Origin of the sequence: Paenibacillus sp. AK121, assembly GCF_019042715.1 — a bacterium.
Taxonomy (GTDB): Bacteria; Bacillota; Bacilli; order Paenibacillales; family Paenibacillaceae; genus Paenibacillus; species Paenibacillus polymyxa_C.
This window is the reverse complement of the sequence record NZ_JAHPJM010000002.1, coordinates 226,571-249,918: the sequence shown is the minus strand read 5'-3', so window position 1 is coordinate 249,918 and position 23,348 is coordinate 226,571. Positions and strand designations below refer to the sequence as shown.

The 23,348-nt window shown below is 46.2% G+C and carries 17 protein-coding genes; 6 read left to right on the top strand and 11 right to left on the bottom strand.

What is annotated here, in order from left to right; genetic code table 11:
• Window positions 1–123: 123 nt before the first annotated feature.
• On the top strand, window positions 124–3,714 hold the full coding sequence (locus KSP24_RS04395) for a family 14 glycosylhydrolase (RefSeq protein ID WP_216974563.1): 3,591 nt from the start codon (window positions 124–126) through the stop codon (window positions 3,712–3,714).
• Between the two features lie 182 nt (window positions 3,715–3,896).
• Here KSP24_RS04395 and KSP24_RS25125 read toward each other — a convergent pair whose 3' ends face one another.
• From KSP24_RS25125 to KSP24_RS04360, 8 genes are all read right to left on the bottom strand, one after another.
• Window positions 3,897–4,010 carry a putative holin-like toxin gene (locus KSP24_RS25125; RefSeq protein WP_010347020.1) on the bottom strand — a complete coding sequence of 38 codons (114 nt, stop codon included), beginning with the start codon at window positions 4,008–4,010 and terminating at the stop codon, window positions 3,897–3,899.
• Between the two features lie 162 nt (window positions 4,011–4,172).
• A complete protein-coding gene (locus KSP24_RS04390; RefSeq protein WP_216974562.1) occupies window positions 4,173–4,910 on the bottom strand; it encodes an ABC transporter permease in 738 nt (245 codons plus the stop codon).
• A 30-nt stretch (window positions 4,911–4,940) separates the two neighbouring features.
• On the bottom strand, window positions 4,941–5,660 hold the full coding sequence (locus KSP24_RS04385; RefSeq protein WP_254207599.1) for an ABC transporter permease: 720 nt from the start codon (window positions 5,658–5,660) through the stop codon (window positions 4,941–4,943).
• Window positions 5,644–6,570, bottom strand: a complete 927-nt coding sequence (locus tag KSP24_RS04380; protein WP_216974560.1) for an ABC transporter ATP-binding protein — start codon at window positions 6,568–6,570, stop codon at window positions 5,644–5,646. Before KSP24_RS04380 ends, KSP24_RS04385 begins: the two co-directional genes overlap by 17 nt.
• A 188-nt stretch (window positions 6,571–6,758) precedes the next feature.
• The gene (locus KSP24_RS04375; RefSeq protein ID WP_216974559.1) at window positions 6,759–7,787 is read right to left on the bottom strand and encodes an NADH:flavin oxidoreductase/NADH oxidase; all 1,029 of its coding nucleotides are present in this window, start codon (window positions 7,785–7,787) and stop codon (window positions 6,759–6,761) included.
• Between the two features lie 320 nt (window positions 7,788–8,107).
• On the bottom strand, window positions 8,108–9,412 hold the full coding sequence (locus tag KSP24_RS04370; RefSeq protein WP_016822648.1) for an ABC transporter substrate-binding protein: 1,305 nt from the start codon (window positions 9,410–9,412) through the stop codon (window positions 8,108–8,110).
• A gap of 106 nt (window positions 9,413–9,518) precedes the next feature.
• Window positions 9,519–11,165, bottom strand: a complete 1,647-nt coding sequence (locus tag KSP24_RS04365) for a response regulator (protein WP_045244736.1) — start codon at window positions 11,163–11,165, stop codon at window positions 9,519–9,521.
• Window positions 11,158–13,017, bottom strand: a complete 1,860-nt coding sequence (locus tag KSP24_RS04360; protein WP_216974558.1) for a cache domain-containing sensor histidine kinase — start codon at window positions 13,015–13,017, stop codon at window positions 11,158–11,160. Before KSP24_RS04360 ends, KSP24_RS04365 begins: the two co-directional genes overlap by 8 nt.
• Window positions 13,018–13,139: 122 nt before the next feature.
• Here KSP24_RS04360 and KSP24_RS04355 point away from each other — a divergent pair, with 122 nt between their 5' ends.
• Window positions 13,140–14,036 (top strand): carbohydrate ABC transporter permease, encoded by an 897-nt coding sequence (locus KSP24_RS04355; RefSeq protein ID WP_016822645.1) that lies wholly within the window; start codon window positions 13,140–13,142, stop codon window positions 14,034–14,036.
• Window positions 14,036–14,866, top strand: a complete 831-nt coding sequence (locus KSP24_RS04350) for a carbohydrate ABC transporter permease (protein WP_013373701.1) — start codon at window positions 14,036–14,038, stop codon at window positions 14,864–14,866. Before KSP24_RS04355 ends, KSP24_RS04350 begins: the two co-directional genes overlap by 1 nt.
• Window positions 14,867–14,960: 94 nt before the next feature.
• On the opposite strand, the gene lepB is transcribed toward KSP24_RS04350, so the two are convergent.
• Window positions 14,961–15,581 carry a signal peptidase I gene (gene lepB, locus KSP24_RS04345; protein ID WP_216974557.1) on the bottom strand — a complete coding sequence of 207 codons (621 nt, stop codon included), beginning with the start codon at window positions 15,579–15,581 and terminating at the stop codon, window positions 14,961–14,963.
• A gap of 331 nt (window positions 15,582–15,912) precedes the next feature.
• Here lepB and KSP24_RS04340 point away from each other — a divergent pair, with 331 nt between their 5' ends.
• From KSP24_RS04340 to KSP24_RS04330, 3 genes are all read left to right on the top strand, one after another.
• The gene (locus tag KSP24_RS04340) at window positions 15,913–17,262 is read left to right on the top strand and encodes a right-handed parallel beta-helix repeat-containing protein (protein WP_216974556.1); all 1,350 of its coding nucleotides are present in this window, start codon (window positions 15,913–15,915) and stop codon (window positions 17,260–17,262) included.
• Between the two features lie 111 nt (window positions 17,263–17,373).
• Window positions 17,374–18,906 carry an MFS transporter gene (locus tag KSP24_RS04335; RefSeq protein WP_064962769.1) on the top strand — a complete coding sequence of 511 codons (1,533 nt, stop codon included), beginning with the start codon at window positions 17,374–17,376 and terminating at the stop codon, window positions 18,904–18,906.
• A 49-nt stretch (window positions 18,907–18,955) separates the two neighbouring features.
• Window positions 18,956–20,083 (top strand): glycoside hydrolase family 88/105 protein, encoded by a 1,128-nt coding sequence (locus KSP24_RS04330; protein ID WP_013373705.1) that lies wholly within the window; start codon window positions 18,956–18,958, stop codon window positions 20,081–20,083.
• 82 nt (window positions 20,084–20,165) lie between these two features.
• Here KSP24_RS04330 and KSP24_RS04325 read toward each other — a convergent pair whose 3' ends face one another.
• Both KSP24_RS04325 and KSP24_RS04320 read right to left on the bottom strand, forming a co-directional pair.
• Complete coding sequence (locus KSP24_RS04325) at window positions 20,166–21,113, bottom strand: polysaccharide deacetylase family protein (RefSeq protein WP_216974555.1); 948 nt, start codon at window positions 21,111–21,113, stop codon at window positions 20,166–20,168.
• A gap of 201 nt (window positions 21,114–21,314) precedes the next feature.
• On the bottom strand, window positions 21,315–23,261 hold the full coding sequence (locus tag KSP24_RS04320; RefSeq protein WP_483311484.1) for an acyltransferase family protein: 1,947 nt from the start codon (window positions 23,259–23,261) through the stop codon (window positions 21,315–21,317).
• Window positions 23,262–23,348: the final 87 nt, after the last annotated feature.

Below are 23,348 nucleotides of genomic sequence, written 5' to 3'. Positions count from 1 at the left end.
ATTTGTCCACCCTGAGTGTGCAATAAATTCTTCTTTTTTATGCAACCGCTTGCTTTATACTATTTTTGTAGACGTTTACAAAATGTTGTCGAATTAGACTATGCTTTGGGGAGGATGATCGGTTTGACCTTGTATCGAAGTCTATGGAAAAAAGGGTGTATGCTTCTATTAAGCCTTGTGCTGTCTCTGACCGCCTTCATTGGCTCACCCTCTAATACGGCGAGCGCTGCGGTTGCAGATGATTTTCAAGCTTCCGTTATGGGACCGCTGGCGAAAATCAATGACTGGGGTTCCTTTAAAAAGCAGCTACAAACGTTGAAAAACAATGGCGTATATGCCATCACTACCGACGTCTGGTGGGGCTATGTGGAGAGCGCAGGAGATAACCAGTTCGATTGGAGTTACTACAAAACCTATGCAAATGCCGTGAAAGAAGCGGGACTGAAGTGGGTCCCTATCATCTCAACGCATAAATGTGGAGGAAATGTGGGAGATGACTGCAACATCCCACTGCCAAGCTGGCTGTCGAGCAAGGGCAGTGCAGATGAAATGCAGTTCAAGGACGAAAGCGGCTATGCCAATAGTGAAGCCCTTTCCCCATTGTGGAGCGGAACCGGTAAACAATATGACGAGCTGTATGCCTCATTCGCTGAAAACTTTGCCGGGTATAAAAGTATCATTCCCAAAATTTATTTGAGCGGCGGTCCTTCCGGGGAATTGCGCTATCCGTCCTACTATCCAGCAGCAGGATGGAGCTACCCGGGACGAGGCAAGTTCCAAGCTTATACTGAAACAGCCAAAAATGCATTCCGCACAGCTATGAATGATAAGTACGGATCATTGGACAAGATTAATGCTGCTTGGGGCACCAAGCTTACCAGCCTTAGCCAAATCAATCCACCGACCGACGGGGACGGATTTTACACGAATGGTGGATATAATTCCACGTATGGAAAGGATTTTCTGTCGTGGTACCAAAGTGTGCTTGAGAAGCATCTAGGTGTCATCGGGGCAGCTGCCCACAAAAACTTCAATTCTGTGTTTGGTGTCCGGATCGGGGCCAAAATTTCTGGTCTGCACTGGCAAATGAACAATCCTGCCATGCCGCACGGCACAGAACAAGCGGGTGGATATTATGATTACAACCGTCTCATTCAGAAATTCAAGGATGCCGATCTAGACTTGACATTTACTTGCCTGGAGATGAGTGACAGTGGCACAGCACCGAATTATTCGCTGCCGTCCACCCTGGTTGATACCGTCTCCTCTATCGCGAATGCCAAGGGTGTTCGCCTGAATGGTGAAAATGCACTCCCGACGGGTGGAAGTGGCTTCCAAAAAATCGAGGAGAAAATCACAAAGTTCGGTTATCACGGATTTACGTTATTGCGCATTAACAATCTCGTCAACAATGATGGCTCACCAACCGGTGAGTTGAGTGGATTCAAACAATATATCATCAGCAAAGCCAAGCCTGACAATAATGGCGGTACAGGCAACAAAGTAACGATATACTATAAAAAAGGCTTCAACTCGCCTTACATTCACTACCGTCCGGCTGGTGGTAGCTGGACTGCTGCACCTGGTGTGAAAATGCAGGATGCCGAAATTAGCGGCTATGCTAAAATTACCGTCGATATCGGTTCTGCCTCCCAATTGGAAGCCGCTTTTAACGACGGCAATAACAACTGGGACAGCAACAACACCAAAAACTACTCCTTCAGCACGGGCACTTCTACGTACACGCCCGGTAATAGTGGCAATGCAGGAATGATCACTCCAGGCGCTCCATCGGGTGCGAATCCCGGGGATGGCGGCGGTACAACTAACAAAGTAACGGTATACTACAAAAAAGGCTTCAACTCACCTTACATTCACTACCGTCCGGCTGGTGGTAGCTGGACTGCTGCACCTGGTGTGAAAATGCAGGATGCCGAAATTAGCGGCTATGCTAAAATTACCGTCGATATCGGTTCTGCCTCCCAATTGGAAGCTGCTTTTAATGACGGCAATAACAACTGGGACAGCAACAATACTAAAAACTACCTTTTCAGCACTGGAACTTCTACCTACACACCCGGCTTGAACGGAGCTGCAGGATCTATCCGAACGGGGGCACCTTCAGGAAGTGCCGTCAGCGTAGTGACTTCCACCTACGCAACCGACCTCAACGAAGTGGCAGGACCTATCCAAACCGAAAAACTTTCGGGTGTATCCTTAAACGTAAGCACTTCTACCTACACACCCAATGTTAACGGAGTTGAAGTAACTGCTCAAACGGAGGCGCTTTCGAGCGCCTTCACCTCTATAGATCCGGGTACCCTCTCCAAGCCAACTCCCCTTGGCACAGACTGGAGCAAACAGAGCATTTATTTTATCATGACAGACCGTTTCAGCAACGGAGATACATCCAACGATAACTACGGTGGCTTCAATTCCAACAACAACGATCAACGCAAGTGGCACGGTGGCGATTTTCAAGGTATCATTGATAAACTCGATTACATTAAAAATATGGGGTTTACCGCAATCTGGATTACCCCGGTAACGATGCAAAAGAGTGAATACGCTTACCACGGCTATCATACGTATGATTTTTATGCGGTTGACGGGCATCTCGGAACAATGGACAAGTTCCAAGAGCTGGTTCGCAAGGCACATGACAAAAATATTGCTGTGATGCTAGACGTAGTAGTGAATCACACAGGTGATTTTCAGCCGGGGAACGGGTTCGCCAAGGCTCCTTTTGACAAAGCAGATTGGTACCATCACAATGGTGACATTACAGGGGGGGACTACAACTCCAACAACCAATGGAAAATTGAAAACGGTGATGTGGCTGGACTGGATGACCTAAATCATGAAAACCCCGCTACCGCAAATGAGCTTAAAAACTGGATCAAATGGCTGCTTAATGAGACAGGCATTGACGGACTGCGGTTGGATACCGCCAAGCATGTACCGAAGGGTTTTCTAAAAGATTTTGACCAAGCCGCCAATACCTTCACCATGGGTGAAATTTTCCATGGCGACCCTGCTTATGTGGGGGATTATACCCGATATCTCGATGCCGCATTAGATTTTCCGATGTATTATACAATCAAGGACGTGTTCGGACACGATCAATCCATGAGAAAAATCAAGGATCGCTACTCCGATGATCGTTACTATCGCGATGCTCAGACCAACGGTGTATTTATCGACAATCATGATGTAAAACGTTTCCTGAATGACGCCTCCGGCAAGCCGGGTGCTAACTATGACAAATGGCCACAGCTCAAAACTGCTTTGGGCTTTACTCTGACGTCACGCGGAATTCCAATTATCTACCAAGGCACAGAGCAAGGCTATAGTGGTGGAGATGATCCTGCCAATCGGGAGAATATGAATTTCAACGCCAACCATGACCTGTATCAGTACATCGCTAAGCTGAACTCTGTGCGCAACAACCACCCTGCTCTACAAAACGGCAGCCAAAAGGAAAAATGGGTCGACGACTCCTTTTACAGTTTTCAGCGCTCTAAAAATGGCGACGAGGCCATCGTATTTATCAACAACTCCTGGAATAGTCAAACCCGCACGATTGGCAACTTCGATAATCTGTCCAACGGAACCCGCCTGACTAACCAGCTGAGCAACGACTCCGTTCAGATTAACAACGGTTCGATCACTGTGACTCTTGCTCCGAAGGAAGTTAAAATCTTCACCAAGTAAACAGCGTTATTCAGTTACATTGGTTATTCAGATGTGCTAAAATAAATGATAGAAGGATATACTAAAAAAAGAGCAAGGATGCTGGTAACATCCCTACTCTTGGCAACAGCCGCTTTGAAGAGCGGTCGGCTGTTCAAAGGCGATCTACAGAAATAGACCGTTTTCCCCTTGAGCAGGGCGGTCTATTTCTTTTTGTTTTGGTTCAGCGCAATAACAATGGTAACGATTAATCCGATCAACGCTACTAGTAGCGTGCCGAACATCATCATTAATGTCAGAGCATCCTTAACCTCCACAGGCATCACCTCCCTTCCGGGAGACTTAGCCGACCGCCCACCTAAGCCATTCTGTTGTTACTGGAATTATAGCACGTAAATCCGCCCTTAAGCGACAACATTTTACAGCCCCATCCAGCCAATCTTATATGGACACTCATCGTCCTTTGCTGCTTACATATTCTACTGTGTCTCTATACGGGTATAGCTTCTTAACGCCAATAAAAGCCCTAGTACAAAAATGAAACAAATACTGATGATTCCTCCAGGAACATTCGTAAATGTTCTGCCCAGTGTGCCATGCGGAGAAAACAATACGGGTACAGTCCAGGGATAAAAGGTATTTCCAGGTGTATTAACCAAAACAAAGTTTAAACACATAACCGTACACATTCCCATAATAGCAGGCACAAATTTTTTCCAGCGAATGGCGAAGAACGTGATGGTCGGAATGAGCATAGCATGCATAATAATCATTTTAGTGAAGATTCCCAGCTGATACATAACGATTTCAAAGGTTAGCGGTCTGGTCGTAATTAACATACCCAACAGCGCAGATAGCCCAAATGCCAACAGAAGACTGACAGCGATGTACATATAAATAACAAGCAGCTTGCTGAAGTAAAGACGACTCCGACGAACCGGGCTTGTGAACAAGGCCATATGGGTCCTCTCTTGATACTCCCTCGCATAGATATAGCAAGTCAAAATATAGTAGCTCATATACCCAGTCAAAAAGTTAATAAGAATAACAACACTCATAAAGTAGTCATTCCAACCATCACGGTCAATGGAATATTTGGTACTTCCCGTATAACTATAGAATTCCAAAGCAATGGTTAATGCTAAAATAATAATGCTTAACCAAAGAATTTTAGTACCTTTCAGTTTCAAGCACTCTACTTTGAACAGGGCAAGCATAATAAACCTCCTTTGAAAAATACTCTCCCTCTAATTTCTTCTTTGATATGCCCATAAGGATAAAAACAATCCAAGAAGAAAAGTTATGGATAAACTCAACCACGCTATGAGAGTATTGACGTATATGATCGCACTTCCTTCATTGGGAGACAAAAGATAGGGTACAATCCACGGATACCATTCACTTTTGTATATAAAATTCAAAAATATAACAGTACAAACTACGAGTACAACCACCATAATGCTTTTCCAGCGTATAGCAAAAAAAGAGGCGACCGGGATGAGCATCGCATGCATCACGCACATTTTGGCAAATATCTGGATTTGATATACCCAGATAGCCATCGTTAAAGGCCGATTTGTAATGAACATGCCTAATACTGCAGACAGAAACAGAACGATAAATAGCGACACAATAATAAACCCATAAATAATGATCAATTTACTAAAATAAAATTTAGCCCTGGTGACAGGCGTGGTAAACATAAAGATGTGCGTGTTTTCCTGGTACTCTCTCGCAAAAATATGACTCGTTAAAATGTAATAACTGACAAATCCGGCTGCAACATTAACGAAAAGGACTATGCCTTCAAAATAGTAGGTCCAACCCCGTTTATCAATTGAATATCTATAAAAAATAGCGCTCAAAGCGAATTCCAGCAGTACAACAGCCAGCAATATAATATAGCTTAACAGGAAGGCTTTAGAGCCTTTAAGCTTAATAAGTTCTGCTCTAATCACGTCGCCCATCCTCTCCTGAAATGAGAGTCAAAAAGTACTCCTCTAGCGTCTGTTTTGAGGTGTGTATCTCATAGACGGAAAATTGATGATCTATTAACTGTTTATTTAACGCAGATGTATTTTCAATCGGACTATAAATTCTTAGTTGTTGTGGAGATAATACCTGAGATTGTAGCTGCTTCATGTGCTCTTGTAGAAATGTCTGTACTACTTCTGCATCGTCTACTTTTAGATCTGTATATTGTTCAAAACCTTCCTCCAACTGACTCAGTCGATCTTCCGCTAACAGTTTTCCATTATGTATAATCCCGATGTGTGTAGCTAATTGTTGGATTTCGCTTAGAATATGGCTAGAAATAAGAATTGTTTTCCCTTGTTCCTCGCACAACTTCTTTAATAGCTGACGAATTTCCTTAATTCCTGATGGGTCTAACCCGTTCGTTGGCTCATCTAATATAAGCAACTCAGGATCATGAACAAGGGCCCTGGCAATCCCTAATCGCTGTTTCATTCCCAGGGAAAAATCTTTGAACTTCTTTTTTCCAGTATGCTCTAACCCCACCGTAGTTAGGGTTCGTTCAATTCTCCCATCATCCTGTACCCCCATGTACGTACAGCAGATTCTCAGATTATCGCGTGCACTCAAGTTTTCATATAGACCGGGTGTTTCAATAATTGTGCCAATCTTGGAAAAGATGGACGGGTAGTTTTTCTCCAACCGCTCGCCAAATAAAAAAACCTCCCCACTTGTAGGCTCAATCAGCCTCATCAGCATGCGGATGGTCGTTGTTTTGCCAGCTCCATTTTCACCTAGAAAACCGTAGATGCTGCCCCGTTCTACATGTAAGGAAATATCGTCTACAGCTATCGACATCCCAAACTGTTTGCGGAGTTCCTTCGTTTCAATAACATACTGCATTTCTTTCATCCTCCTATACACACTAAATACAACTATTATACAGATTTATCTATCCACAAAATGTAAAAGTAATCACTATTATTCATTTACGATCATTATCCCCATAAAAACAAAACAGGCACCCGACGAAGCGTACACTTCGTTCCAGGTGCCTGTTTATATATAAACAACGTGGGAATACTTAGGCCTCAGTAGCCACGTTGATATTGTTCAGGTACGGAGGGCTTTTCGCCGCGCAGCGCCACCGCTGCATGAATCGCCCAATAAGAGTCGCGCAGCAATCCGCGTCCTACAGCGACCAGATCGGCATCCTCATTGCCGATTACAGACTGCGCTAAGGCTGGGTCATCCAGTATGCCGACGGCGATTACTGGGATGTTCAGCGCCTCGCGGATTTGGCGAGCAAACGGCACTTGATAGCCCGGGTAGTTGCCTGGTTTTCTGGCTCCAGCCGGGCCTTCTCCGCCCGAGCTGACATGGATCATATCTACGCCTGCAGCCTGATATGCGCGGCACAGCTCAATAGCATGATCCACATCGTATCCACCATCTACGTATTCCACCGCGCTGATGCGGAAGATTAACGGCATACCCGCAGGCATTTGCTTACGCACAGCCTGAACGACTTCTACGCCGAAACGGGATAAATCCTTACCATACTCGTCATCCCGTTTGTTCGTAACTGGCGAGTGGAATTGGTGAATCAGGTAACCGTGTGCACCGTGAAGCTCGATTGTATCCACGCCTGCTTGAACCGCCCGGCGGGCAGCGTCTCCGAATTTTTGTACCATACCACGGACTTCCTCTGTGGTCAGTGCGCGCGGCTGTTTATAATTTGCATCCGGGTATGCAATGGCCGAAGGAGCCACCGGCTCTGCTGCATCCTCAGCTTTACGGCCTGCATGAGCAATCTGTATGCCAACCTTGGCCCCGTGCGCATGAATACCGTCGACCAGCTTCTTATACGCCGGAATATGTTCATCTGACCAAAGCCCCAGATCGTAATCCGTAATCCGCCCATCCGGTTCCACGTCCGTCATTTCTATAATAATCAGACCCGTGCCTCCAATTGCCCGGCTTAGGTAGTGGACATGATGCCAATCATTCGGAATTCCGTCCTTGGCTGTCACCGAGTATTGGCACATTGGGGCCATGACCACACGATTTTTTAACTCCAAATCTTTGAGTGTGTACGGTGTAAACAACGAAGTCTTCAAAACGCTCATCTCCTTTTTATCTCTACCACATAACTAAAAATGCGTTCCAAATTACACGGTCTATTATAAGCATAATCGGCACAGTCCAAACGAAACAAAGAGATTCCCCCAACCGGGGTATCCCTTCGTATTTGCACCTTGCAGTCATTATGTATATCGTAAGATTATAGATATATTGCACACAATCTATTATCCACAACTTAATAACTTTTTGCAAGTAAATATTTAAATATTATTAAATATTTTTTTGTCTACATTTTTCCCGACTCTTAGCCATAACACAAAAAGACGCCCTTACGGGCGCCTCTGCGAAACCAGTTTTATTGCGCTGAGCCTAATTGGACCCATGCCTTCTCAATCTCTGCAACCGCCTGATCCTTGTTCATGTTACCACTGATATAAGCCTGCATCAGCTCACCAAATTTTTGGTGGAATGTATCCAGCGAGTAGTTGACAGACAGATCACCGGACTTGGATGTTTTCAAAATGCTATCCATTTCCTTAGGCATTTCCAGATCAGGAAGCGGTGCATCCTTAATTGGAGGAATCACCTTCGCTACCTGGGAGAACCAGTTCTTACCGTATTCCGAAGTGTACAGCCAGTTGAAGAATTCAATCGTTTCTTTGGATACTTCGGAGTCCTTGTTGATACGTAGCGCCTGATCCGCACCGGTAATGATGACCGATTGGTCCGCTTTGTCACTCACCGGATATCCCATGATGCCAATCTTGAGATCAGGGTTAATTTTCTTGATCGCTTCCTCATCCCACGCACCTTTACCCGTCATAAATGCAGCTTTTCCAGATGCAAAATCACTTACTCCCGCATTGCTGTCCCGTTCCAGCGGCTTATCTGTGCCATGTTTTACTGTCAGATCAATGAAGCTAAAGAAGTTGTTGTAGAGCACTGGATAGTCCTTGATTTTTGCTTTACCTGCAATAAAATCATCAACGAGCTGCTTTGGCTCTACCCCGGCATCCTGCGCAGCAGCATCTACATAGTGTTGGAAGATATGCTTCCATACCCACCACTCTTTATATGCATTAGCAAATGGAGTAATGCCCTTCGCCTCTAGCTTGGTAACAGCATCCTGCATCTCGGCAATCGTCTTCGGCGGAGAGGTTATTCCAGCCTTGGTAAGCAAATCTTTATTGTAAATCAAAGCAAACAGGTTCCCCTTGACTGGTAATCCCAGCACTTTGCCGTCACTGGAACTCATATTGGCCCGGACGGCATCCGTCATGGCTGCTGCCAGCGGTTCATTGGTCAGATCAGCGCTATAATCAGCATAGGTGTCGATGTCACCTCCGGCCGTGGTCTGGAACACATCCGGTGTACTGCCTGAAGCTATTTTTGACTTGAGAATGGTGTTGTAGTCTGCCTGCATGATCTCCAGATTGATCTTTACATTAGGCTTGACCTTTTTATACTCCTCAATATACGCGTTAAAGGCATCGGTATACTCCGGTGAGGCTGTAAACATGTTTATTGTAACCGTTTTCAAATCATCTTTGCCGCCAGTGCTTTCTTTAGCCGCATCTGTGCCACCACTACTTCCACATCCGCTCAACAAACCGACCGTCAAAAGCAAACTGCCGGATAACGCCATCATCTTCTTTAACATGGATACTCCCCCATCTGTTTGTGATCAACGTTCATGCGCTCATTCTAAAAAATATTGCCTCATTTAAAAAGGCAGATTAGTGAAGCGTTAAGGGTAAAAAAGTGGTTTATTGCAGGCTCACGCGATACTCTGAAGGTGACACCTGATAATAATTGCGAAAAGCCTTGCTGAAATAGTTTTTATCCTTGTAACCGAGCATATCGGAAATTTCCTGAATTTTCAGGCTGGAATCACCCAGTAGCTCCTTCGCCTTGTCCATTCTGACCTTCTGTACATATTCGTGAATGCCGTAACCAAATTGCTGCTTGAACAACTTCATCAGATATTCCCGGCTCAAAAAATAGGTTTCGGCAAAAAACGAGATTTTGATATCTTCAAAATAGTATCGCTCGATGTATTTTTTGATCTCTGTAATATCAAAGGGTTGGTTACCCGCCTGTGCATGTTGGACCCCGGCAATGTAGAGCTCCAGTATCTGGTATAGTCTCTGGCTGTAGTCGGCAAAGCTCACAAAATCAGCAGATAGCTCGCCTTCAATCACACGACCCAATTCCCCCAAAGTTCCCTCCTGATTAGACGCAGACATAGGCGTACCCAACTCAATCGCTGCTTCTCTCAGTAAAAAATGAAACTCCCGCAGCAATCGATCCGCATCCTGTAAACGGAAAATAGGACCTGTTGCCAATTGTTTCAGTAGATCGCCCAGGAGTACCTTTGCTCGGTTGGCCTGACCGGTCTGAGCATCCTTTTGGATCGACAACAGCCGATCCGTCCATGGCATTTCCTCTGACGTCCCCATTTGCCGCGGTACCGTATGGAGAATAGATTCCCCTTCCAGCTTCAACACATCTGTATTGTGAATGAACCTCTTGGCATCCCTATACGCAGAAGCCAGCTCCACTACGTCTGAACAGAGCTTGCCCACTCCGGCTGCTACCACCATACTGAACAGCCCATGCAGGTTCGCAACCGCCTTCTGTGCCACTTGTGCCAGTAGGAGGGACATATGTTCTTCTTGTCCTGGGGCCAGGGTACAGATCGAAACGACCTCACGCTCTCTTCGCGGATGGGGGAAGCTAAAACAACGCAACCGTTCATCTGATGTCTGCGCTAATACATTAGTTACGGCAAAATCCATCAGATCGACATCGCCATGAAAACGAGTCCTACGAATCTCATCCCTGTTCAGCAGCCGCAGCACAATCACCCCAAAGCGGTTCCCTAGCTGATCCGCTCCGATTAGTGGAAGCAACGCCGTATTGGCCTGCCTTTTAAAGCTGCCATCCAAAATGGATACATACAGCTTCTCTTTCAGCTTCGGCAAAGACATATTTAGCGTAATGTTTTGGTTAATGAACTCGTCTTGGCTTTGCTTGCGGGTTTCCAGAATGTCCACCGCCTTGCGCAGTGCCTGATTCAGATCCTGGCGATTGATAGGTTTGAGCAGATAATCTACCACCCGCGATTGAATCGCTTGTCGCGTAAATTCAAAGTCGTTGTAGCCACTAATGACAATGGTCAGCAGATGGGGATATGCCTTTTCGATCACACGAAGAAATTCAATGCCGTTCATCTCCGGCATTTTCATATCCACCATCACCACATCGATAGGGTGCTGACCGAGCAGTTCCATCCCCAACCTTCCATTTGTCGCCTCATAAATATGTTCGATACCCAGACGATCCCAGTCTCCAACAATACGAATGGCTTCTCGTAACGGTTCTTCATCGTCAATAATCAATACGTTATACATGGTCGACTCCTTCCCGGGGAATTTGCATTCTCATTTCCGTTCCCGTTTCATCCGTAAGTATGAATAATCCTGCCTGATCTCCATACAAAAGCTTCAACCGTGTGTTCAAATTCTTCAAGCCAATATGCTCGCTCTCCCGCTCTTCCCATTTTTCGTGGAACGAATCCAACACTATTTTCAGCTTGTCCTCTGAAATTCCAGGTCCGTTGTCCCTGACTGAAATTGTAGCGTCTGTAGCACCCGATTCGGCTGAAATGACGATCAGAATGTCACTTGATACTTTTTCTAGTGCATGCTTGATAGAGTTTTCTACCAACGTTTGCACGGATAATCTCGGAATTGGCAGCTCCATCAGCGTGTCCTCCCATACCACTTCGACCTGAAGTCTCGCCCCGAATCTTGCCTTTTGCAGACCTATATATCGTTCAATATGCTTGAGCTCCTCGCGGGCAGCTACGATATCCTTGCCGTTGATGGAATACCGCAAAGTTTGGGCCAATGCATCCACCATATCCGCCATATCGAACATCTTCCGTTTTAATGCCTGTGTAGATATGGCTTGTAAGGCATTGTACAGAAAATGGGGATTAATCTCAGCCTCCAGTGCCTTGAGTATGGCATTCTTTTCGACCAGCTTCATGCGATAGCGCTCATTAATAAGTTCTTCGGTTCTTTGGACCATTTCGTTAAAGTGCAGCGACAAATACGCAATCTCGTCATGCCCCTTCACAGGAGCCCTTGCCTCAAAATCTCCGGTGCTGAACCGTTTCATCTGGGTAGATAGCTTATGTAAAGGTCGGGTAATGGCGTTCGAGGTCAAGGTCACCAAAATAATAGACACACCTAAAAATAAAGCCCCGATGACATAACTCCAATTCCGTGTGGTCGTAGCTGCCTCATAAATTTGGCGATATGGAATCGGCTTGATGAGCTGCCACCCGTCCTTTTCACCTGCATCATACACGACTAAATACTCCTGGTTGCTGTTGCTGTCTGACCACGTTACTTGTCCGCTTCCTCCCTCTCCGATCTGGGCCAATACGCCAGAATCACGCATTCGTTCATACAGCGGAAGGCTGTTCACATAAAAGGGAACCCGCTTGGGGCTGATTAGCATCAGTTGATCCCCTTTACCCAGTGGAATATTTCGCATGATTTCATCTACGGCACTCGTGTTGTAATAAAAGGACAACACTGCCTGCGGGTGACGGGATGCAATCGATCTCAGCACTCGATGGTAAGCCATAAAGCTGGCTTGTGGCGCCACATAGCCCATATCAGAGCGGGACTCCACAAAGGATTGAAAAGATTCGTTAGCGGTACTGTCCATCGCCTCTTTATACCAGGGAAGCTTGGGAATATCCGTGTTTATTCCTTTGCGTACTGTAATATTGTACGTTTCCCTAGTCACCACGTAGTATTGATGCCGGTCCGCCACATACAGATAAATCGCTTCCAGATCATTGCGGGAATAGAACATGTTGCGCAAGTAATTTTCAATGACCATTCGTGCAGCGTAGTCCCGGTTCTCATTGGCAATCGCGTTCATGATATCGTTATAGCGAAGCTGTGGAAGGGCCAACTGCTGCATTCCCTCCAAGTAATCCTCCAAATTCTGATTAACCAGCAGCAGATTATTCGTCGTGCTGGCGATGCTATGATTAACCGACTCCTTTTCAATCATCTGATAGGAAATAATCGTGAGTGAGCCCACCACCAGAATAATCACCGAGGTAAAAAGCAGAATGAGCTTGTTCACTAATTTTTGCGTAATCCGCCTCCACATGGATCGAAGGATTGTTCCTACATGCCCTGACATCATGATAACCGCCCCTTTTGAAAGCGTACACATTTTTACCCTCAACTGTTTTCTTAAATCCATTGGTCCGGCCCTAGGGGCTATCCTATACTTTCATTATATCTTAAACAGCTTGGAGCGAAAGACCGGAAAATGCTGAGAAAAAGAGGTGCGTTATGCTGAAAAAAAGGGGAACATGGGGCGACAAGGGCAGTAAGCTGGAATTTGGTTTATTCACACTGCCCGTAATTTTGTGCATTACAATTGCATTTTATATTCCGTTTTTGATGACGATACGCTATTCCCTGACTAAGTGGAACGGCATATCCAAACATCCGAAATTCGTAGGTCTGGATAACTTCAAGCAAATCCTGCTCGGAGACGCTAACTTTGCACATGCAGCCTGGTTTACGATCAAATATGCCATTTTGTACATTGTACTGGTAAACGTGCTAGCCATTTTGCTGGCGCTCGTCCTCGACATGAAGCTCAAAAGCTCGGCCTGGCTGCGCGCGGCTTTCTTCATTCCTTATATCCTCAGCCTCGTCATTGTCGGCTTTATATGGAAATTCATCTTTATGCAAGGTTTTGAGTCACTGGGACACAGTACAGGCTGGGGCATCTTCCAGCTCAGTTGGCTAGGCGAGGAAGGGCTCGCGTTTATTTCCATTTTGGCGGTATCCATCTGGCAATCGATTGGCTTTTACATGGTCATTTATATCGCAGGCCTGCAATCTGTACCTGAAGATCTAAAAGAGGCTGCCATCGTTGACGGAGCAGGGCCGATTCGGAGATTTTTCAGTATTATTTTACCGATGCTCGCACCCTCGATTACGATCTCGGTCTTCATGGCACTGACCAACTCGATCAAGGTGTTCGACGTCATTTTATCGCTGACTGGCGGTGGGCCAGGAGGTACGACATACAGCATTGCGTATGATATTTACCGAGATACGTTCCAAAACAATCTGTATGGCTACGGAACAGCCAAAGCCTTGATTTTATTCGTTGCAGTGCTGGTCATTACGATTATTCAATTGTCTATTTTCAAACGCAGGGAGGTTGAAGCCTGATGCAACGCAGCCGTACGGGACGTATTTTGCTGGAAGCGGGCATGATTGTATTGTCGCTGTTATTCTTGTATCCGCTGTTTCTCGCCATTAACAATTCGTTCAAAAGCTTCGCTGAGGTCATGACCGACGTCATTGCGCTGCCTAAGCAGCTTTCGCTGGATAACTACGTATATGTATGGAAGTTCATTGACTATCCACGCTTATTTCTGAATAACACGATTATTACTGTGCTCGGGCTGGCAGGCATTGTGCTAATATCCTCCATCGCTGCCTATAAGCTGGCACGGACGAAAAGCAAGTGGAGCTCCGCCATTTACATGCTGTGCATTATGCCGATGCTGATCCCATTTCAGTCTATTATGCTGACCGTCTTGCGCCTGGCGAAAGACTTGAATTTGGCAGACAGCACTTGGGGGCTTGGCCTGCTGTACTGGGGTTTTGGAGCCCCGTTGGCAGTGTTTATCTATCACGGCTTTGTGAAAGGCATTCCGGTCGAGATTGACGAAAGCGCCAAGATCGACGGAGCCTCAGGCTTCCGGCTTTTCTTTTCCGTCATCTTCCCGTTGCTGAAATCGGTCACCGCCACTATTGTTATTATCGACGTGATGTGGATATGGAACGATTTTCTGCTTCCACTTCTCATGGTTAACGGCTCACCCAGCACCAAAACACTTACGCTGGCTGCCTATACCTTCGTTGGGCAATATACATCAGACTGGCAATATGCCATGACCGCGATGGTAATGGCTGTGCTGCCCTCCATTATCGTATTTATCTTTCTGCAAAAATACATTGTTAAGGGCGTAGTGGCCGGGGCCGTCAAAGGCTGAGGCAATTACATCATTACAGATGACCCAAAGAGGACTTGCGTAAAGTTTACGCAAGTCCTCTTGTCTTCGTGATGTCCATGCCCGTACTCTGACATTATTTATGCTTAACCCATTGCGCGCTATCCATCGGCCAAAAAATCACATCCGCACGTCCAACAATGTCCTTGATGGAAACAAAACCAATAGCACGGCTATCCCTACTATTATTGCGGTGGTCACCCATCACAAAAATATACCCCTCAGGAACCTTGGAATCGGTTATAGTGCCATTTGGAAAGTCCACATTATTATATAATTCTCCCTTGGCGTGAGCATCTTGGATAGCTCCTTGAATGTATGGCTCCTCTACTTTCTTACCGTTCACATAAAGATGATCACCTTGATACTGAATGGTATCTCCAGCCACTCCAATAACACGCTTAATAAAGTCCTTTTGTTCCTTTTTTACATGGAATACAACAACCTCGCTTGCCTTGGGGTCACGAAAATCGTAAATTACCTTATTCACGACCACTCGTTCATCTGTTTTGAAATTCGGTTCCATGGATGCTCCCTCAACAATAAATGGTGCAAATAACAGCCAACGTATAATGAACACGAGCACAACGGCAACAATAATTGCCTTAAGCCAATCGATCATCTCATTGTTCATTCGCGGTCGCTTTTCCTGCAATGGTTCGGAAGTTGAACTCGTCAAATGCTTCCCGCTCTCCATGCGCTAAACCCACCTTTTCAACAGTTTTCATTTCTATTATATGTATAATGTTTAAGTATAATCAAATTTTCCCAGCCTTGCAAAACCATATTTTTAGTTGAAACAAAAGTGTGAACTTTTTTTCACAATATCAAAAAAACAATAAAAAACTGTTGATGCAAACGTTAACATATATTACACTGTGCATATACTTCTTAGAGCGTCTTGGACTTATGATAGATTAATCTGTCCCCCCAGGAGGTGTCCTGTTTTTTAATGGAAAGACAGCATGATCCACTTTTATATGTGCTATCTTCTTTTAAAATATGAGCTCAGATAAGGAGGAATTTACATGTATAAACGGAATGATCGTTCAAAAAACGGCTTTAACGCTCTAAGACTCGGTGTTTCTTTTGTTTTTGCTTCTTCTTTCTTTATTGGAACCGCTTACGCAGATGTTCCATCCAACAACCTCCCCTCTACCACACTCACAGAGGAGGCCGTCAGCGCAACCGATTCAGCAGCTGTTTCCACCACGTTAGCGGCAGGTGATTTGTATGTAGCTCCTAATGGTAACGTGTCCAATCCAGGCACGATATCTAGTCCTACCACCCTCGAAGCAGCACTGACACAAATTGCTCCTGGTAAAACCATCTACCTGCGCGGTGGTAACTACGCCTACTCTTCAACGATTACAATTCAGCGTGGAAATAACGGCAGTAACGGCTCACTCAAAGGGTTAGTCGCTTACGGTAGCGAAAAGCCTGTACTTGATTTTTCTGCTCAGGCCTTTGGTTCAGCCAATCGGGGACTTCAGCTTAACGGAGACTTCTGGCTGGTCAAAGGTCTTGAAGTCAAAGGTGCCGGAGATAACGGTATCTATATCGGCGGCAGTAATAACCGAATTGAAAATGTGGAAACCCACCACAATCGGGACACCGGACTTCAGCTCGGGCGTTACTCCCCTAACGCTTCCACCAGTGAGTGGCCTGCGAACAATTTGATCTTGAATTCCTACTCTCACGATAATGCCGATCCCGATAATGGTGAGGATGCCGATGGCTTCGCAGCCAAACTGACTGTAGGATCAGGCAATGTGTTCGATAACTGCTTGGCAGCGTACAACGTAGACGATGGCTGGGATCTGTACAGCAAAACGGAAACAGGCCCGATCGGTGCCGTAACCATTTTGAACAGTGTGGCCCATCACAACGGGCAAACCTCTGATGGAACGTCTACTGCGAACAGTGACGGCAACGGCTTTAAGCTGGGTGGAGACAAAATCAAAGTCAACCATATTGTAAAAAACAGTATTGCTTTCCAGAACAAAAAACACGGATTCACCTACAATAGCAACCCTGGCACAATTACTTTGACCAACAATACTTCATGGGACAATGGACAAAGCAATTTCGCCTTTGACAAGGGTGAACACGTGTTCATTAACAATCTCTCTTTTGAAGGAACAGCAAGTGATAAAACAAGTGGCACAGATCAAGATAACTCAAACGTTTGGTGGAAAAACAAAAAAACGACGAATGCCAAAGGTCTCGCAGCCAGTGCAGACGACTTTGTCAGTCTCGTGCCTTCCATCACTCGAGGCGCAGACGGTTCCATCCAGCTGGGTGATTTCCTTAAGCTGGCCAAAGGAAGCGATCTGATTGGCTCGGGTACTCCGAGCGGAAATATAGGGGCACGGTAAAAGCCCTACCTAATCAGGACGCCTGGCCCATCTACCAACCTAGACAATTCTGCATAATATAGCGACCGGTGATTGTCCTCATAACCAGACAAAATATGAGGTGAACAGATCATGGAACGAAAAATCACACTGAAACATACACTTGCCTATGGAAGCGGTAACATGCTGGGAAGTGGCGCACTCGCTATTAGCGGTGCATGGTTAATGTACTTTTATACAACCTTTTGCGGACTGTCTCCTGTTCAGGCCGCAGCCATTTTCTCTGTTGCCAGCATCATAGATGCGGTCAGCAATCCGATCATGGGCTTTATCAGCGATAACTTTCACCGAACCCGCTTAGGCCGTAAATTCGGCAGACGCCGTTTTTTCATCATGATGGGTATCCCGCTGATGCTCGTGTATCCGATGCTTTGGATAGATGGGCTGGGCTTCTGGTATTACCTGAGTACGTACGTGCTGTTTGAACTGGTGTACACCTCTGTCATGGTGCCGTATGAAGCACTAGCGTCTGAGATGACCCGAGACTTCGGCGCACGCTCCAGATTGACTGGATGGAAGGCCATGTTTGGTAAAATCGCCAATTTTGCTGCCGCTTTTATCCCTGGTCGCTTTATTGCTGCTTACGGCAAAGACTCTCCATTGCCTTTCTTGTATACCGGTCTCGTTTTTGCAGCAATTCTGCTGATTGCCATGGCTTTCTTGTACAAAAACTCCTGGGAACGTCCAAGTGAAGAACTGCAAAAGGAACTGGAAGGTGAAGCTCCGCTTTCCTTTATAGATTCCATGAAAAAGTTGTTTATCGACATTTCCTCCACTTTTCGGGTCAAGACGTTCCGTCATCATCTCGGGATGTACCTGGGCGGATTTTCAGCCGAGTGGCTGTTTACTTCAGCTTTTACGTACTTTATTGTCTTCTCCTTGTTCCAAAGCTCGGAGATGGTATCCAATCTGAACAGCTTTAACTCTGTCATTCAATTAATTTCTACCTATTTCTTCATCCAATTCTGTGTGCGTAAAGGGTTTCGTATGCCTTTCATCGCCGCACTCGTCGTCGTTTGCTTTAGCGTAGCAGGTTATGGCCTGCTCTATATGACGGGAGCCTCTAATACAATGATGTGGCTATATGTCATCACACTGTTCATGGGACTTGGTACGGGTGGCGTCTACTACATCCCTTGGAATCAATACACGTTCCTTGCCGATGTGGATGAAGCGTTAACTGGTCGTCGCCGGGAAGGTATTTATGCGGGTATGATGACTTTTGCCGGAAAAATGGTGCGGGCCGTTGTCGTTTTCATTCTCGGCTGGGTGTTACAGCACTTTGGCTTTGTATCCGGAGCTGAAAGTCAGCCAGTCTCTGCTCAGCACGCTATCTTTTATGTACTCGTGGTGGGTACGATCGTTCTCGCGATCATCGGGATGATTGCTTCTGTTGTAATGAAGCTGGATATTGACAGCCACAAGAAGCTAATCGCCGAGATTGACCGCCTCAAAAACGGCGGCTCGATGAAATCAGCCAAGCCAGAGGCTCGCAAAGTGTTCGAACAGCTGACAGGCTTCAGCTACGAGCGGTGCTGGGGCAACAACAATGTGGGCTTCAAGAGCAGACCCGTTGACCCTAAGACACACACTCCGTCTATGTAATCAGCAATAACAATTACAGATTAAACTTTACTGAAGAGGTGACTGTATCATGGCAAATTCAACTTCGCAACCAACAACCAATCCTACAAAAACAGAATCCTGGGCTGTACGTATGAGCGAATCCGTGCTTAAACGGAGTCCAGAACGTTATGAGAAATGGGAATATGACCATGGCGTGATTTACAGAGGTCTGGAATGGGTTGGCGAACTGACAGGTGATCCCAAGTATATGGAATATATAAAAAAACATATGGATCACTTTGTTGACGAAAATGGCGTGATTCAGCGCTATAAAGTAGATGAGTACAATATTGACCACGTAAATAACGGTAAGCTGCTCTTCACTCTGTATCGTGCCACAGGAGATGAACGCTATAAAAAGGCAGCCTTCCAATTACGCAGTCAGCTGGAAAAACATCCACGCACAAGCGAGGGCGCATTCTGGCATAAGCAAATTTATCCGTATCAAATTTGGCTTGACGGCTTGTACATGGGTGCCCCGTTCTATGCTGAGTTTATTCGCGAATTCGGAGATCCATCAGAGTTTGACGATGTGACCCTGCAATTCAAGCTATGCTACAAGCATACGCGTGATCCTGAAACGGGTCTGCTCTATCACGCTTGGGATGAGAAGCTGGAGCAGCCTTGGTGCAACCCGGAAACAGGCTGTTCCAAAAATTTCTGGGGCCGCTCAATGGGCTGGTTTGTCATGGCACTCGTCGACGTGCTGGACTACATCCCAGAAGATCATGCAGATCGTCCCGTCTTGATCGATATGCTGAACGAAACACTGGAGGCCTTGCTGAAAGTGCGTGATAAGGAAAGCGGCGTCTTTTATCAGGTGCTCAATCTGGGCCATGTGAAAGGCAACTATCTGGAAGCATCTGCTTCCTGCATGATTCTATATGCTATTGCCAAAGGTGTTCGCAAAGGCTATCTGCCAGAGCATTATCGTCAAGAGGCGGAAATCATCCGTAAAGGTATTATTGATGAGTTTATCACGATTACTGAAGAAGGACTTGTAAATCTGAACAAAACAGTACAAGTAAGCGGTCTGGGAGGTAAGGATCGCCGGGATGGTACCTTCGCTTACTATATCAGTGAGCCGATTATAACTAACGATCCCAAAGGTATTGGCGCTTTCATTCAGGCGATGGGAGAAGCGGAGCGCATCTAAACGATGCGGACTATATACTCTTAGATAGCACAAAGGACGGTGGCGATCAGCCCCGTCCTTTCCTCATTTATGCCTATCTTACTTACTTCATTACCTTAAATTCATATCCCTGTTTCTTCAGATATTCTATGATTTGCGGCAATGCTTTGGCCGTTTCTTCTTTACCATAGGTGTCATGCATGAGTATGATTGCTTTTTCTCGACCTTTGACTGACCTTATAAACTGGTTGATTAGTGCCGGTGCTTTCTTGGATCTTCCCTCTGCATCCTTCGTTAATACATTCCAGTCCACCTGATGGTAATCCTTTTGACGCAAAACCTTATCCAGAGCAGCCATTCCCTGTGGATCTCTTCTGTTCCATGTCATGTGGCCCCCAGGGAAGCGGATCATTCTGGTGGAGAATTCTGGCCCCAGAATGCTTTTTAGAACCTGATTGTTCTTCTCGATCTCCTGCATAACATGATCCGTATTTACTCGTCTGTTCGGATATAAATATTTATAATTATGTGAGTACGTATGGTTTCCTATCGCGTGACCCTCTTTGACAATTCTTTTGATAAGGTTCCTGGTGTGCTCATTTTCATTGGCTTCTTTACCTACAATAAAAAAGGTTGCCTTGACCTTCTGCTTTTTCAGAATATCTAATATCTGAGGTGTGACCGTCACGGATGGTCCGTCATCAAAGGATAAGTAGGCCACTTTTTTACCATCAGCTCCATCGGGCATTTGCCCTAGCATTTGCTGATTTAAATATTTTTCGACAAAGGCACCGTCTTCTACATCGGGATCATTTTTTGGAGAGGCCGCTTTACCCTTTGCCCCTGCGCTGGCTTTAACATTTGATGAGCCGGAATCCGTTTTTTTAGCAAGCTCCTGGGTCGGCGCGTGTGGCTTGCTATCCGAAACCTTTATCGCAATAAAAGTAATACAGCCTGCCACAAATAATATAATAGCAATCAGTATCAGCCTTCTTCTGTTCCTCTTCAAACGGTGCTCACTTGTTCTACTATGTGAATAACCCTTTTCCATTAGATTATGTACCTCCACACTAAAATAAGAAAAACCACCGGAGCAGGGTGAAAGGGCACCTTACAACGAACATTGCAAAACTCTGAAGTTTAGCCAATGAAAGTTTAAGGGTGCACTTCAACCAGGGGACGCACAACCTACTCCCGGTGGTTTCTTATCTTGCATTTGCATAATTTATGAATATCATTGCGGTTCTGCTCATTAAGATTGCTTCGTCAGGGCCTCAGCCAGCAAAGATGCATAGGCTTTAGCGCCTTTAGGTTTTAAATGTACTCCATCATGCTCAAAATATGAGTTTTTACCGGAGCTTGCTGCATACCAGTCAATCATTGTAATTCGCGGATCTTGGGATGCAGCTTCGGCAAGATGCTTGTTCACAATGCTCTCCCAGGGCCGTGGTACACGGGTATTCACAAGTATAATACGCTTCGTATCCTTCAGGCTGGCGAGCAGATCAGATAACTGGTCCTTGGTAAAAGCGCCGTTCGTACCCAGTTCAATAATCACCGTCTTACCCAGCTGTCCGTTCTGTCTCAGTTGCTCCAGTACAGCAGGCGCTTCCGTCATTTGACGGCCGATCCGTCCATCCACAACGGCCCCCGGGAAGTATTCCTCAATGTACGACTGTACATCGAGCATGACAGAGTCTCCAATGGCGGTCACGCTCGAACCATCGCCTGTCATAGACTTAGCCTGTTTGGATGTAGTCGAAGGTTCCGTCTTCGTCGTAACGCCATCCGCAGTACCAGCCTTGACTGTCGTGTTTTTAGGCGTCTGGGCTTGAGACGGAGCTTTACTGTCCTGGACTCCTTGTGGCTTGATGGCTGTAGGCTCCTTGGAAGCTACGGACACCGTTCCGTGAAGCGGCGGCATCGCCTTTGCCTTTGCAATTGGCTTCTCATCACTAGATGCTGCCTGCAATGTTGCGTCAGGAGATACCACGTACAGGTGAACTGTACCCACACCAATACCTATACAAAACATTGCTGTTGCGGTTGTAGAGATCCATCTCCACCGCACCTGTCGACGAACCGCTGAACGAATTCCTGCAATCCAGTGCCGGAATCCATCGTGCCGAATCGGTTCCTCGACATATTTAAACGAGAGAGACGCCAGCAGTATGGTAGCTAGCAATTGTATAACGATACGCATCACATGCACACCATCGGTGTCCACCTGAGGTATAGTTAGCGTGATAACTGGAAAATGCCATAGATACAGTCCGTAGGAACGGGCGCCTATCCAGCGTAGCGGCTTGCATCCAAGCAGGCGACCGAGATGGCTCACTGGGTGTGCCAACGCTGCGACCACAATAGCAGTGACCACAGCAATCCCCAGCAAGCCGCCGCGGTACAGAGATGGATCATATTCATTCGAGGCCCACGCCCAGTGGAAAAGCAGCAGCAAGCTGATTGCACCGATGCCATCGAGAAGCAGGCGCGCCTTCGCAGAAGCATGCTCTTTCAGCTTGCCGCTTGGCCATACCAAGGCCAGCGCCGCACCAATCAGTAGAGCAAAGCCACGTGTATCCGTGCCATAATATACCCGGCTCGGATCGCTTCCCGGTACGTAAATCACGGCCATGAGGAGCGCGGATATTAACGCCAGACAAATCACCCATCCGGCCAGTACAATACGCTTGGGCATGTACTTTAGTCCAAGCGCCAGCAATAAAGGCCACAGGATATAAAACTGCTCCTCCACCGCCAACGACCACAGATGCCCAAGCGGAGAAGGAGGGCCGAAACTTTCAAAATACGAAACCTGATGAAAAATAAACCACCAATTGCTCATATACACCAATGCGGCAGGTACATCTCCGCGCAAGGCCGTAAGCCGTGACGGATCGAAAAGCAACGAGCACAGGACAATGGCAGCCACAACCGTCAGCATGGCAGGCAGCAACCTTCTGGCACGACGCACCCAGAAATCTTTCATTTTAAAACTATGATATGTATCCCACTGACTGACTAGAATATCTGTAATCAGATACCCCGACAAAGTAAAAAAGACGCCTACACCCAACAAACCACCCGGCAACCAATCCGGATTCAGATGATACACAATGACTGCGATGACCGCCAGTGCTCTTAATCCATCCAAACCTGGCATATAACGACGTTGTGACGACAACCGGTTAGACTTCATTTCAGCCGCCGTCCTTCTTGCAAATTCGAACTCTCTGTCTGTTTCAATGCTCTTCTGCCCTTTCCCTCTCCTGCACATCGTCTGTGC